Below are 14,009 nucleotides of genomic sequence, written 5' to 3' on the forward strand. Positions count from 1 at the left end.
CTCAAGGGCGATTCACTGCGCAAGAAGCGCAGCTGTTTGACGGTGGAGGCGGCTCAGGAGTAAAACGTCGTCCTACCTCGCGACGCTACGCTCGTAGTGTCCAGATTGAGCTGGAATGACTGTCCAGTTTGCGGCGGAATGGCTGTCCAGATTCGCCGGAATCCGCAGTCTGTCTACGAAAAATGCTTTTGGCGAGTATTTCGAATGCGCTACGAGTTGGTTATCATAAGAGTACGGCCGTGCTGCTTATCACATCACGGCCTACTTTTTTAACGCCTGCGCTTGAATGTTGAATGAGGAGTGAGTGATGTCGACCCTGCCGCCGATTACCGTTTCCAGTCTTGATTACGATCGCCTGTCCGCCCTCCTCGAGTCGGTGTCGGTTCGCGATGTGCCGGGAGTGGTTGCGCTGGAGCGCGAGTTGGAGCGGGCCGAGATTGTCGAGCCTGATTCCATGCCTGCCGATGTGGTGACGATGAACAGCCGGGTGCTGGTGTGTGATGCTACAAATGGTGAGGAGCGTGAACTGACGTTGGTCTACCCGCGTGAAGCGGATTTCGAGCAAGGACGTCTCTCCATTCTGGCGCCGGTAGGTAGTGCTCTGCTTGGCCTGTCCATCGGTCAGAGCATCGTGTGGCCATTGCCTGATGGCAAGGAAACCCGACTTACCGTGCTGGCGATCCATTATCAGCCCGAAGCCGCCGGTGATCTGCACCGCTAATGGCCGGTGCGCCGGCCGATAAGCATTCGGCCAACCCTGGGGTTGGCCGAATCGTTTTGAGGCAGATTACAAGCAGCGCTGGATCATTTGTGCCAGCGGCACCAACTTCCCGTGGAAGAAGTGGCTGGTTCCGGGGAAGACCACCACCGGCAGCCCCTGTGGCCGTGCCCAGTCGAGCACTGCGGACAGCGGGATCACCTCGTCTTCCTCGCCGTGGATCACCAGTGTGTCGGCCGGTACGTGCGGGGTCGGGATGACGTATTTGCCCACTGCCACGCCCATCAGCAGCAACTTGTCGGCCTCGATGCGGGCGCGGGTACGTGCGGCGACGAAGCCGCCGAACGAGAAGCCGGCCAGCACCAGCGGTGCTTCGGCGCCGTGTTCGCGACGGGCGTGTTCGACCACCGCAATGACGTCGTCGACCTCGCCATTGCCATAATCGTGCGTGCCTTCACTTTCGCCGACACCGCGCAGGTTCGGGCAGTAGCAATGGTAACCCAGTTGCGACAGCGCCTTGGCCGTGGTCTGCACCACCTTGTTGGTGTTGGTGCCACCCTGGGTTGGGTTCGGGTGGCAGATCACCGCAATGCCGACCATGTCGCTTTGCGGCGGCACCACGATGGTTTCCAGCGCTCCGACCGGGCCGGCGATGGTGATTTTTTCTGGCTGTTTAAGCATCAGACTTTCAGCCTTTCCACCTCTCGGCCATTAACCAGGTGCTCGTCGATAATCTCGTCGATGTCGTCTTTATCGACGAAGGTGTACCAAGTGCCCTGCGGGTAGATCACCAGCACCGGACCATCGTCGCAACGCCCCAGACAGCCGGCCTTGCTCACCCGAACCTTGCCCGGGCCGTTTAGTCCGAGCGCTTTTACCCGGTCTTTCAGATGGCCGAGCATCTCGGCCGAACCGAAATCGGCACAGCATCCCTCGCCGGGAGCTCGCTGGTTGCAGCAGACAAACACGTGATTTTCAAAGAAGCTCATTTTTGATCCGCAGTGTTCCTATGAAGGCGTTTGGCCAACGTTTACTCGTTGTCGGCCCAGCCCGAGTGGGCGGCATTGCCAAACTTGGCGTACTGGCCGATGAAGGTCAGGTTGACGCGACCGGTCGGGCCGTTACGGTGTTTACCGATGATGGCCTCAGCCAACCCCTTGTTGTCGGGGTTGTCGCGGTTGTAGTACTCATCGCGATACATGAAGATGATCAGGTCAGCATCCTGCTCGATGGCACCCGATTCGCGCAGGTCGGACATCATCGGCCGCTTGTCCGGACGCTGCTCCACGCTACGCGACAGCTGCGACAGTGCGATCACCGGCACCTGCAGCTCTTTGGCCAAGCCCTTCAGACCACGCGAAATCTCCCCTAGTTCGGAGGCGCGGTTGTCGCTACGCCCGGAGCCACTCATCAGCTGCATGTAGTCGATCACGATCAGGCCAAGCTTGCCGCCGAACTGGCGTGCCAAGCGCCGTGCGCGAGCGCGGAGTTCCAGCGCGGTCAATGCTGGCGTCTCATCGATGTACATCGGCGCTTCGGAAAGCTTGCCGATCGCGGTAGTCAGCTTGCTCCAGTCCTCATCCTGCAGGCGACCGGTACGCAGTACGTGCTGGTCGAGCATGCCCACCGAGCCAAGCATACGCATCACCAGCTGGGCGCCACCCATTTCCATCGAGAACACTGCCACCGGTAGGCCTGCCTCCACCGCCACATGCTCGGCGATGTTCATCGAGAATGCGGTCTTACCCATCGACGGGCGCCCTGCGACGATAATCAGGTCGCCTGGCTGCATGCCGGAGGTCTTGGCGTCCAGGTCTGTGAAACCGGTCGGCACCCCCGTTACCTCGTCTGGGTTGTCTCGGCTATACAGCATGTCGATGCGGTCGACCACTTCCTTGAGCAGCCCTGGCATTTCCAGGAAACCCTGCTTGGACTTGGCGGTGCTCTCGGCGATCTGGAACACCTTGTTCTCGGCCTCGTCGAGCAACTGGGCAGCGTCACGCCCCTGCGGGTTGTAGGCCGACTCGCTGATCTCGGTGCCCACCTGCGCGAGCTGGCGCATCACCGAGCGCTCGCGCACGATCTCGGCGTACCGGCGGATATTGGCGGCCGACGGGGTGTTCTGCGCCAGCGTGGCCAGGTAGGCCAGGCCGCCGATGTTGCCGAGTTCGCCGTTCTGGTCGAGGTGTTCGGACACGGTGACCACGTCGGCAGGGCGTGCTTGCTCGACGAGCCGGGCAATGCTGCGGTAGATCAGCCGATGATCGTGGCGATAAAAGTCGCCTTCGCTGACCACGTCGGCAATCTTGTCCCATGCTTGGTTTTCCAGCATCAGGCCGCCGAGCACCGACTGTTCGGCCTCGATGGAGTGTGGCGGAGTGCGCAGCGCCACCATGGCGCTGTCGCTTGTCTGGTCAAAATCGTTCATCAGGAAAACAGGTTGGCACACCGCCTGTTGTGCGGCTGCGCGATTCGAGAGACCGTGATTTTATCACTGAAGCGGCTCAGGCCGCTGAGCGATACAACGTATCTCATGCTACTTAGCTGAGTGGCATTGCGTTTCCGATGGCAACAGCGCAGTGGCTGTTGCCACGACCGGTCCAATGCGTTGTTCTTGGCGATGATTAGCGATACTGGCTGACATGGCGTAACACAAACAATAGGCCCCGCACGAGCGGGGCCTTTTCGGAGGACTGCCGGCTACGACTGTTGGGGCTTCATCACATTGATCATCCAGTGCACGCCGAAACGGTCGGTGACCATACCGAAGCCGTCGGCCCAGAAGGTCGGGCCGTATGGCATGGTGACCGTTCCGCCGTCGGCCAGCGCATCGAACAGGCGCTTGCCCTCCTCGGAGCTTTTCGGGTCGAGCGAAAGGCTGTAGCCATGATGACCGGCGGCGGGGGCGCACATGCCATCCGATGCCATCAGCGCGCTGTCGCCGATAGTGAAGCTGACGTGCATGATCTTGTCTTGCCACTCGGCTGGGGTCTTGTCTACTTCCGGCGCTTCCTTGAAGCGCATCTGAAAAGTGGTCTTGGCGCCAAGCTTCTGGCTGTAGAACTCGAGTGCTTCTTCACAGCGGCCGTAGAAATTCAGATAAGGCTGAACCTGCATAATGGGCTCCTGAAGAATGGGATTGACCGAACGTCGTCGGCAAGTGCGCAGACTGCCCTGATGTCATAGCGTGTTTTGCCGCCGGTGGCCAGATCGATGGCATGGGCGGTGGTCGGCGCCGAGCAGAGAGGCCGGCGCAGATCCAATCAGAGGCGCGCCTGTCGGCCAACGGCACCCTGCATCGGGGACAAAAAAAGGCGGCCGAAGCCGCCTGTGTTCAATGCAGTGCCTATTCAGTCAAGGCGCCTAGTTCGCCCTCGCCGTCCGGTTCGTCGGCTTCGCTGCCGAGCAGGTGCGACGGCAACTGCTTGTTGGCCTTGACGCCGAGCTTGCGCAGCTTCTCTGCACGGCTGGTCAGGTTGCCACTGCCGGTGGTGAGCTGCTTCATCGCAATGCCGTAAGTATCCTGCGTAGTGGCAAGCTGCTTGCCGAGCTTCTCCAGCGTGTCGGCGAAGCCGACGAACTTGTCGTACATCGCGCCACTTTGCCGGGCGATCTCCAGCGCGTTCTGGTTCTGGTATTCGTAGCGCCAGATGCTGGCGACAGTACGCAGCGTGGCGAGCAAGGTGCTCGGGCCGACAATCATGATGCGCCGCTCAAACGCCTCGTTGAACAAGCCCATGTCCTGCTGTACCGCCAAGAGATAGGCCGGCTCGACCGGTACGAACATGAACACGAAGTCGAGCGTGTTGAGCTTGTAGAGGTCCTGGTAGCGCTTTTCGGCCAGCGTGCGGATATGCTGGCGCAGCGCGGCCACGTGTGCCTTCAGCTCGGCCTCGCGCTCGATCTCGTCGGTGGCGGCAGTGTACCGCACATAGGCGTTGAGCGACACCTTGGAATCGACCACCAGCTGCTTGCCTTCAGGCAGGTGGATCACCACGTCAGGCTGGTAGCGTTTGTAGCCGCCCTCCTCGGTCTCGACCACATCGGACACCTGTACCTCGTACTCACGGCCACGCGTCAGGCCGGAGGTTTCCAGTACGCTCTCCAACACCATCTCACCCCAATTACCCTGCGCCTTGTTGTTGGCGCCGGTCAAGGCGTTAGTCAGCGCGATCGCGTCCTGGCCGAGCTGGGTGTTGAGCTTCTGCAGATTGCGCAGCTCGTTTTCCAGCGTCAGCCGCTCCTTCGAGTCCTTGTCGTAGGTGTCCTGCACCAGCTTGCCGAACGCCTGGATGCGTTCGTGCAAGGGATTCAGCAGTCCACCGAGGTTTTCCTTGTTCTGTTCTGTGAAGCGCTTGGATTTTTCCTCAAAGATCTCGTTGGCAAGCGCCTTGAACTGGTTGGAGAGCGCATCGCGTGCCTGGATCAGCAGTGCGATCTTTTCGAGGGCAAGTTCCTGTTCCTTTTGGAGCGTGGTTGCGAGTTCCTGCTCGCGCGCGGTTAGCCTGGTGATCTCCTCGCCGAGCCGTGCGCCGTCCTGGCGCACCGCGGCCAGCTCCTCCTCGAGCTGGACAATACGCTTGCCTTGCTCGACCCGCGCGGCCAACTCGGCGCCGGACTTGCGCAGCTCCTCGCCCAGACGCGCCAGCGCGCCGTCACGCTCGGCCACAGCCTGCTCCAGCAACGGCACGCGATCGGCGCGGGCACTGCTCGCGGCGAGCAATTGCTGAGCCTGCGCCAGCTCGTTCTGGCCGAGGCGCAAGCGCTCATCGCTGAGCTGCAGTCGCTCGCGCTGTTCGGCCAACGTGGCCTCAGCACCGGCGAGGCGGGTTTGCAGAATGGCGGCCTCGGCGAGGCCCTCGCCCCGTCCCTGCTCGTAGGCGATGTCGCCCTTGCCGCGCAGCAGTAGCCAGACGAATGCAGCGCCGAGCAACAGGCTGGCAAGGCCAGTCACGATAATTTCGATCATTGTTTTTCCTTAAGAAACTGGCCTCAAAGTGCAGCGAGGGGCGGGCGGAGCGCAAGCAACGGAATGTACACGGAGTACATGAGGTTGAGCGAATCAACAGATTTGCACGCCGACCGACCGCCAACCCGAGATCACGCCGGCGTAGTAGCTTTGAGGGCAGTTTTTTACTCGGCGCTGCGCCAGTGATCGATATAGAGCTGCAACTCCTTATTGCCCCGCCACTCGTTGGCGACGACCTGATAAACCGCATCGACGCTGTCGGGCAGCCAGTCGTTGTGGTTGAACAGCATCGCGTCGAATTCGGCGCCCTCTTTAGCCAAGCGCAGCTTCAGATGCTTGTCGCCGACCAGTCGCTGGCTGACTACGATGAAGCGGTCGGTGAAGGTCGGCCCCGGAAAGCCCTGCCCCCACACCTGTGCGGCCAGGGTCTCGGCAGTATCCAGCGTCAACTCACGTCGGCTCAGGCTGCCGTCGGTCTCGAAGGTGCGAGTCAGCCGGCTCTCGTCGATCAACTCGCGCGCCACCTGTTCGAACGCGGCGGTGAAGTCCGTGAAATCGGCCTCGGCAATGGTCAGGCCAGCCGCCATCGCGTGGCCGCCGAACTTGGCGATCAGGCCCGGATGGCGCTTGTAGACCAGATCGAGTGCATCGCGCAGGTGAAAGCCGGGAATCGAGCGGCCGGACCCCTTGATCTCGCCCTCGTCGCCCGGCGCGAACACGATGGCCGGGCGGTGGAAGCGTTCCTTCAGTCGTGAGGCGACGATGCCGACCACGCCCTGGTGCCAGTCGTCGCGATACAGCGAGAGGCTGTAGCGATCGGCTGGGTCGATGGTCGACAGCACCGCCAGCGCCTCTTCCTGCATGCCCGACTCGATGCTGCGCCGCTCGCGGTTGAGGCGGTCGAGCTCCTGCGCGAGCCCCATCGCCACCTCCTCGCTGTCGGCCAGCAGGCAGGCTATGCCGAGGCTCATGTCGTCGAGGCGGCCGGCGGCGTTCAGGCGCGGCCCGAGTGTGAAGCCAAGGTCGAAGGTGTTGGCCTTGTGCGCGGCGCGGCCGGCCACGCGGAACAGCGCGGCGATGCCCGGGCGCATCCGCCCGGCGCGCATGCGGCGCAGCCCCTGTTCGACCAGGATGCGGTTGTTCTGGTCAAGCCGCACCACGTCGGCGACGGTACCGAGCGCCACCAGGTCGAGCAGCTCGCCGAGGTTCGGCTCTGGCCTAGCCGAATCGCGCCCGGCGGTAAACGCGCCGCGCTTGCGCAATTCGGCACGCAATGCCATTAGCACGTAGAACATCACACCGACGCCGGCGAGGTTCTTCGACGGGAAGTCGCAGCCGGGCTGGTTCGGGTTGACGATCAACGCGTCGGGCAAGGTGTCACCCGGCAAGTGGTGGTCGGTAACCAGCACCTCGATGCCGCGTGCACGTGCCTCGGCCACGCCGGCGACGCTGGCAATGCCGTTGTCGACGGTGATGATGATGTCGGGCGACTTGGTCGACGCCAGCTCGACGATTTCAGGCGTCAGGCCGTAACCGTACTCGAAGCGGTTGGGCACGATGAAGTCGACCACCGCGCCGAGCGCGGACAGCCCCTTCATCGCCACCGAACAGGCGGTGGCGCCGTCAGCATCATAGTCGGCGACGATCAGCATGCGCTGGCGCGCGGCGATCGCATCGGCAAGCCGCATCGCCATCGCTTCTGCGTTCTTCAGCAGGCCGAACGGAATCAGCATCGCCAGGCTGCAGTCGAGTTCGTCGGCGCTTTCGATGCCGCGCGCGGCGCACAGCCGAGCAAGCAAGGGGTCGATGCCGTCGACGGTCAACCGCTCGCGGGCGGCGTCAGGAATGGGGCGTACTACGATCTGGGACATAGTTCAAACGAGTGAGGCGAGCGTGCGCGGACGTCGCCAGAATTTCCAAAGGTCGCCCGAACGCACGGTGAGCGTGAAGCCGGCGTCGCCGTGGCAGACGAGCGTCAGTTCTGTCAGCCGGCGAGCCTTCAGCGCGGTCAGCAGCGGCGCGAACCAGCGTTCTTCCAGTTGGCCGAGCCCCTCGCGCCAGCCCCAGGCGTCCCGGTACTGAGCGGGCCCAAGCAGGCTGTCATCGCGCAGCAGTACCGAGTCGGCCTTGCCGGCGGCGGCTTGCAGTCCGTCGTACGCATAGGGCACGGCGTCGTGGGGCACGCCGGCGAGTGTGGCGTAGTGCTGCCAGAGCGGGTCATCGGCGAGGACCAGCTTGGCCGAACAGGCCGGCTGACCGGCCTCGCCGTTGCCCCATAGCCAGACGCTGTTCACCGCCGGCTCGCCGCGTGCCTCCCGCTCGTCGTTGGCCGGGTGAGTGTAGAGCAGCATCTGCAGCTCGTTGAGGAAGCGGCTCCAGATCAAGCCATCCTGCCCCTTGGGCAGGTGCGCGTTGACATCCTCGCCGACAACGTCGGCCAGCGCGGTGAACTCGGCGCGCGGCGCTTCGGCCGATTCGACATACCAGCGCCCCGGCTGCGGGGCGTGAAAGCGCAGGCCGTCCTCGGCGAAATGCTGGTTGAGGGCAGCGGTCAGCCGGTCGGCCTCGTGCTGCGCCAGCGTCAGAATGCCGATGTCGGCCAGCAAGGCGCGATCGCGGTCGATACGCACGTGGACCGGGTCGGCGACCAGCCAGTGGCCGTTGCCGACCGAGAGGCCGTCTGCCTGCGCCAGGCTGCGCGCCGGTGCAGTGTCGGCGAGCGCGAACGCCTGGGCGGTCTGGCTGCTAAGCGATTGGGCGGCGGGTACAACCCGGCCTCGGCCTAGCAGTGTGGCAAGCGCCGGCAGCTCCAGCCCTTTGGCGACTTCATCGGCGTCGTGGGCGTCGAGCCAGGCCAGGCCCGGCAGGTGCAGAGTCAGCATCATCGCTCAACCTCCAGGGCGGGGCGTGAGTGGATGCGGGCAGTGCTGCTAAGGGCCGGCAGCGTGGGTTCAGTGTTTGTCATGCGCGGCGAATGGTCTTTTGCTACCGGTCTAAATACACCGATGCATATAGGGTAATGTGATGATTCTATTGAAGAAATGTATTTTTTAACTGAAAGAGGCTTGCTACCATGTTCCGCTTTCGCGGTCGGCCCTAGAACTTCCATTCAGCCTGCCGGCCTCAATGCGAATAATTTTTATAGGCAGCGTTTGGCTCAACCAGCGTCTGTAGTGTGTAAACCACGGTCGGTCTTGATTACGCCGCCATAGTCCCGTTTTTCGTCGATGAATTATCGCAAACTGCTCCACTTACCGCAAAACTGCGCCAGCCTCCTGGCGAATCATCATTTTCGCTGGATCGGGCTGGTGGCCAGCCTGCCGTTGTTCGGCATGGTAACCGCGTACGCTATCACTGCCGACGAGGCGGAGACAGCAGCGGTAAAGGTACAGCAGGTCACTGAAACGCTGGCGCTGGCGCTGCCCCCGCTCACCGAGTCGAGTAGCAACACCCGCTACTGGCGTGAGGAACCGATCCGGCGTGGCGATACCATCGCCGCCCTCTTGCACCGACTGGGCATCAACGACGGAGATGCCAACGGTTTCCTTGCGTCCAACTCAAAGGCCCGCGACCTGCTGAAGCTCAAGCCCGGGCAAACCGTGTCGGTGAAGACCAACGACGACGGCAAGCTGTTTGCGATGCAGTTTCTGAACGACGACGACAACGGCGAGAAGCAGCTGGTAGCGATCGAAAAGGCCAATGACGGCAAGTGGCAGACCAGCGCCGACCCGGTCGATACCCAGATGGTACCGACAGTACGCTCGGTAACGGTGCGAAACAACGTCGCCAGCGCGCTGACGCAGGCCGAGGTGCCCGCTGAAGTGCTCGCGCAGCTGAGCGACATCTTCGCCGACAAGCTGGATGTGGCGAAGCTCAGGGCCGGCGATAGGCTGCAGCTGGTGTACGAGACCTATCTGTATCAGGGCGCTCCGATCACGACCGGCAACGTACTGGCGGCCGAGATCGACAGTCAGGGCAAGCACTACGGTGCATTCTATTTTGCTCAGGGTGACGATTCTGGCGCGTACTACGATGAAAACGGCCATCCGTTCAAACAGGGCTTCAGCCGCCAGCCGGTGGCTAACGCCCGCGTCAGCTCACCGTTCGGACTGCGCTACCACCCGATCCTGCATGCGCTGCGCTTGCATGCTGGCATCGACTTCGCAGCCGCCATCGGCACCCCCATCATCGCTCCAGCGGATGGCGTGGTGATGAGCGCCCAGCGTGAGAATGGCTATGGCAATGTTGTGACTTTGCGTCACAACGCTAAAATGACCACGCTATATGCTCATATGAGCCGGTTTGCTGCTGGGCTGAAGGCGGGCGAGGCGGTGAAGGCCGGCGACGTGATCGGCTATATCGGCACCACCGGCCGTTCGACCGGCCCTCATCTACACTTCGAGGTGCGCGTCAACGGCCAGGCAGTCGATCCGGCCACGTCGGCGCTGCCGACCCGCACGCTGACCCAGTCCGAGCAGCTAGCATTCCGCCAGCAAAGCGTTAAGCTGGCGCAAGACTTGAAACTGCTGCGCGCCATCCCGACCACGGTCGCGCAGTTCGACTAGCGTCGCCCACACCGGCGACGTTTGACAAAAGGACATCGCCGCGTGGATAGCCACTCGCTGCAGCGTGACGCTGCCCCCTCCCTGTCGCCAACAGGTGGCTCGGTCGACCGCTATATCGGCCTGATGTCCGGCACCAGCCTGGACGGTGTCGACGCGGTGCTGGTTGAATTCGACGCGGTCGGCCGCCCCCGCCTGCTCGGCGAAGCGACCCTCTCCTACCCCTCCGATGTACGCGAAGCCGTGCTGGCACTGCAACCGGTCGACGGTAACGAACTCGACCGCGCCGCACGGCTGGGCAACCGCCTGGCCGACCTGTACGCCGAGACGGTGGCAAGACTGCTCGCCGCCACCGGCTTCGACGCAAGCGCCATCCGCGCGATCGGCTGCCATGGCCAGACCATACGCCACGCCCCCGAAGTCGGCTATACGATCCAGATCGGTAACCTGGCCCGACTTGCCGAACGGGCCGGAATCGACGTGATCGGCGATTTCCGCAGCCGCGACGTCGCCGCCGGCGGCCAGGGCGCGCCGCTGGTGCCAGCGTTTCACCTCGGCGTATTTGGCAGCGACGACGAGGGCCGCGTCGTCATCAATATCGGCGGCATAGCCAACCTGTCGGTACTCGAGCCGGATGGATCGGCAATCGGCTTCGATTGCGGGCCGGGCAATATGCTGCTCGACGCCTGGGTTCACCGCCATCACGGCCACACCTTCGATGCCGATGGTGCTTGGGCGGCCAGCGGGACGGTAGTGCCGGAACTTCTGACCGCAATGTTAGCCGAACCGTTCTTCGCCGCACCGCCACCCAAAAGTACCGGTCGCGACCTGTTCGATCTGCGATGGCTGGACGCGCTGCTGGCGCGGCTTCGGCCCCGTTTGGGCGACGTCTTGCCGGTCGATGTGCAGGCAACACTGCTCGCATTGACGGTAGAAGGCATCGCGTCGGCGGTCGAATTGCACGCCCCGAACGCAGTAGCGCTATATGTCTGCGGCGGCGGTGCGCGCAACGGCTTCCTGATGCAGCAACTGGGCCGGCGGATGCCTAGACACCGTCTCGCCACGACCGATGCGCTGGGCCTGGGCGCCCAGCAAGTCGAGGCTGCGGCGTTCGCCTGGCTTGCGCGGCAGTTCGTCGAGCGCCACCCGGGCAACCTACCGGGCGTAACCGGCGCGGCCGGTTTACGCGTTTTAGGCGCTTTATATCCCGTTTAAGCGTTATTAATGGCGCCGTCACGCTATAATTGGCGGCCTTTAAGTGCAATATGCAGGACTATGCGACTGTTCAAACGCAAGGCCGTCGTCAAGAATTCTTCGACGCCGCTCCCTCCCCGTCTCGTCACCCTGCTGCGTGAAGCCTGGTGGCTGTTGATGGCGGTGGCCGCGGTGTATCTCGTCATCGCCCTGTTCAGCTACTCGGCGCTCGATCCCTCGTGGTCGCACAGCTCGTCCGACCCGACCATCCGCAATGTTGGCGGCGCGTTCGGCGCCTGGCTGTCGGACATGCTGCTGTACGTGTTCGGGTACTCGGCCTGGTGGTTGGTCACTTTTTGCCTCGCGGGGATTGCCTGGGGATATCGCCGGCTAAGCCTGGAAAATCGCGGCTTCAAGCCATCGCCGATTGCGATGGCCGCAAGCGGCGGCTTCCTGATGCTGATCCTCAGCAGTGCCAGCCTCGAGGCCTTGTTCCTGCACGGCAAGGCGCTGTCCTTGCCACTAGCTGCCGGCGGCATGTTCGGACGCTTTATCGGTGGTGGGTTGGGTCACGCCTTCGGCGCGACCGGCGCCACCTTGCTGCTCTCGGTATTCTTCGCGATCGGTTTTTCGTTGTTTACCGGCTGGTCGTGGCTCGACATCATGGAAAAGACCGGCACTTGGCTGGAAGAAACCGGACTGCTCGCCTGGCAGAAACTGCAGAGCGGCTTGCAAAACCGCCCACGCAAGGCGGACAAGCCAACAAAGACCGAGCCCGCCACATCGGCCAAGCCGGCCCCCGTCGAAACCACACCCGAACCGGTGCTCAGCGAAGAGGCCGAACTGGACGATGACGACATCCCGTTCGATACCGCCGCCGCGCCGCGCCGCGAGCCGGTGCTGAACGAGGCCGCGCCCATTGCCGCTCCGGTCCCGGCCGCGCCGCCGAAGCCGGCCAAACCGGTGCAAAGCTCGCTGTTCGCCGACCCGAGCGACAACGCCCTGCCGGGCTTGGCGCTGCTGGAAGCGCCGCAAGAGCAGCAACTGCCAGTAACACCGGAAACGGTCGAGGCCACCTCGCGGCTGATCGAAAAGAAACTCGCCGACTTCGGCGTCGAGGTGAAGGTGGTCGCCGCCTACCCCGGCCCGGTGATCACCCGTTACGAAATCGAGCCAGCGGTTGGCGTGAAGGGCGCGCAAATCGTCAACCTGATGAAAGACTTGGCGCGCGCGCTCAGCCTGGTATCGATCCGCGTGGTCGAAACGATTCCGGGCAAGACTTATATGGGCCTGGAACTGCCCAACCCGAAACGCCAGATCGTGCGCTTGTCCGAGATTGTCGGTGCCGACGTCTACCAGAACAGCGACTCGAAGCTGACGATGGCGATGGGCAAGGACATCGCTGGCACGCCTATCGTCGCCAACCTCGCCAAGATGCCGCACGTGCTGGTCGCCGGCACCACCGGCTCCGGTAAATCAGTGGCAATCAACGCAATGATCCTGTCGCTGCTGTACAAGGCAACGCCGGATGAAGTGCGCCTGATCATGGTCGACCCGAAGATGCTGGAACTGTCGATCTATGAAGGCATCCCACACTTGCTAGCGCCGGTGGTCACCGACATGAAGCATGCCGCCAACGCGCTCAACTGGTGCGTCGGCGAGATGGAAAAGCGCTACAAGCTGATGTCGAAGGTCGGCGTGCGCAACCTCGCCGGCTACAACCAAAAGATCAAGGAAGCCGAGCGGGCCGGCCAGAAAATCGCCAACCCGTTCAGCCTGACCCCGGAGACGCCAGAGCCGCTCGAGACGCTGCCCTTGATCGTGGTGGTGATCGATGAACTGGCCGACCTGATGATGGTGGCCGGCAAAAAGATCGAAGAACTGATCGCCCGCCTGGCACAGAAAGCCCGTGCCGCCGGCATCCACCTGATCCTCGCCACCCAGCGCCCGTCGGTCGACGTAATCACCGGCCTGATCAAGGCGAACATCCCGACCCGGATTGCCTTCCAGGTGTCGAGCAAAATCGACTCGCGCACCATTCTCGACCAGATGGGTGCCGAGGCACTGCTCGGTCAGGGTGACATGCTCTATCTGCCGCCGGGCACAGGTTATCCGCTGCGCGTGCATGGCGCCTTTGTCGCCGACGACGAGGTGCATCACGTGGTCGAATACCTGAAGACCACCGGCGAGCCCGACTACATCGACGGCATCCTGTCCGGCGGTGCCGAGGACGGTGGCGGCGAATTCGGCGCCAGTGGCGGCGAAGGCGGCGGCGAGGCCGACGCGCTGTACGACGAGGCGGTCGCCATCGTGCTCAAGACCCGCAAAGCGTCGATTTCGTCGGTACAGCGACACCTTCGCATCGGCTACAACCGTGCCGCGCGGCTGATCGAGCAGATGGAAACCGCAGGCCTGGTGTCGCCAATGGAAACCAACGGCAACCGCACCGTACTGGTGCCGGCGCGCGAAGACTGACCCATCCCGGCAAAGGCTGGCCGAGTCGTTTCGACCGACCTTTGCCGCTACTCCCTAGCGATCCGGCGCGCGCAGCCTTCTGTCGTGCCCT

Annotated in this window: 11 protein-coding genes; 4 read left to right on the plus strand and 7 right to left on the minus strand. The window is 63.0% G+C overall.

Features of this window, described 5'->3' with window-relative positions; translation table 11 throughout:
- Nucleotides 1–307: 307 nt before the first annotated feature.
- Nucleotides 308–721: a nucleoside diphosphate kinase regulator gene (gene rnk, locus QU481_RS01040; RefSeq protein WP_289828011.1), complete on the plus strand. Its 414-nt coding sequence runs from the start codon at nucleotides 308–310 to the stop codon at nucleotides 719–721.
- 66 nt (nucleotides 722–787) lie between these two features.
- Here rnk and QU481_RS01045 read toward each other — a convergent pair whose 3' ends face one another.
- The 7 genes from QU481_RS01045 to QU481_RS01075 all read right to left on the minus strand — a co-directional run bounded on the left by QU481_RS01045 (nucleotide 788) and on the right by QU481_RS01075 (nucleotide 8,572).
- The gene (locus QU481_RS01045) at nucleotides 788–1,399 is read right to left on the minus strand and encodes an alpha/beta hydrolase (RefSeq protein WP_289828012.1); all 612 of its coding nucleotides are present in this window, start codon (nucleotides 1,397–1,399) and stop codon (nucleotides 788–790) included.
- Nucleotides 1,399–1,707 (minus strand): (2Fe-2S) ferredoxin domain-containing protein, encoded by a 309-nt coding sequence (locus tag QU481_RS01050; protein WP_289828013.1) that lies wholly within the window; start codon nucleotides 1,705–1,707, stop codon nucleotides 1,399–1,401. The genes QU481_RS01045 and QU481_RS01050 overlap by 1 nt, the downstream gene beginning before the upstream one ends.
- Before the next feature lie 41 nt (nucleotides 1,708–1,748).
- On the minus strand, nucleotides 1,749–3,146 hold the full coding sequence (gene dnaB / locus QU481_RS01055) for a replicative DNA helicase (protein ID WP_289828014.1): 1,398 nt from the start codon (nucleotides 3,144–3,146) through the stop codon (nucleotides 1,749–1,751).
- Between the two features lie 272 nt (nucleotides 3,147–3,418).
- Nucleotides 3,419–3,835, minus strand: coding sequence for a VOC family metalloprotein YjdN (gene yjdN, locus QU481_RS01060; RefSeq protein WP_289828015.1), 417 nt, complete (start codon nucleotides 3,833–3,835; stop codon nucleotides 3,419–3,421).
- Between the two features lie 229 nt (nucleotides 3,836–4,064).
- Nucleotides 4,065–5,687 (minus strand): DNA recombination protein RmuC, encoded by a 1,623-nt coding sequence (locus QU481_RS01065; RefSeq protein WP_289828016.1) that lies wholly within the window; start codon nucleotides 5,685–5,687, stop codon nucleotides 4,065–4,067.
- A gap of 164 nt (nucleotides 5,688–5,851) precedes the next feature.
- Entirely contained in the window at nucleotides 5,852–7,558 is a 1,707-nt protein-coding gene (gene recJ, locus QU481_RS01070) for a single-stranded-DNA-specific exonuclease RecJ (protein ID WP_289828017.1), read from the minus strand.
- Nucleotides 7,559–7,561: 3 nt separating this feature from the next.
- Entirely contained in the window at nucleotides 7,562–8,572 is a 1,011-nt protein-coding gene (locus QU481_RS01075; protein ID WP_289828018.1) for a hypothetical protein, read from the minus strand.
- 423 nt (nucleotides 8,573–8,995) lie between these two features.
- Between QU481_RS01075 and QU481_RS01080 the strand changes: the two genes are divergently transcribed.
- The 3 genes from QU481_RS01080 (at nucleotide 8,996) to QU481_RS01090 (ending at nucleotide 13,918) form a co-directional block, all read left to right on the plus strand.
- Nucleotides 8,996–10,252, plus strand: a complete 1,257-nt coding sequence (locus QU481_RS01080) for a M23 family metallopeptidase (RefSeq protein WP_289828019.1) — start codon at nucleotides 8,996–8,998, stop codon at nucleotides 10,250–10,252.
- An 81-nt stretch (nucleotides 10,253–10,333) separates the two neighbouring features.
- Nucleotides 10,334–11,464, plus strand: a complete 1,131-nt coding sequence (locus tag QU481_RS01085) for an anhydro-N-acetylmuramic acid kinase (RefSeq protein ID WP_289828197.1) — start codon at nucleotides 10,334–10,336, stop codon at nucleotides 11,462–11,464.
- Nucleotides 11,465–11,524: 60 nt separating this feature from the next.
- Nucleotides 11,525–13,918, plus strand: a complete 2,394-nt coding sequence (locus tag QU481_RS01090; protein WP_289828020.1) for a DNA translocase FtsK — start codon at nucleotides 11,525–11,527, stop codon at nucleotides 13,916–13,918.
- The last annotated feature ends 91 nt before the right edge of the window (nucleotides 13,919–14,009 follow it).

It is taken from the genome of Crenobacter oryzisoli (assembly GCF_030385785.1).
GTDB lineage: Bacteria > Pseudomonadota > Gammaproteobacteria > Burkholderiales > Chromobacteriaceae > Crenobacter_A > Crenobacter_A oryzisoli.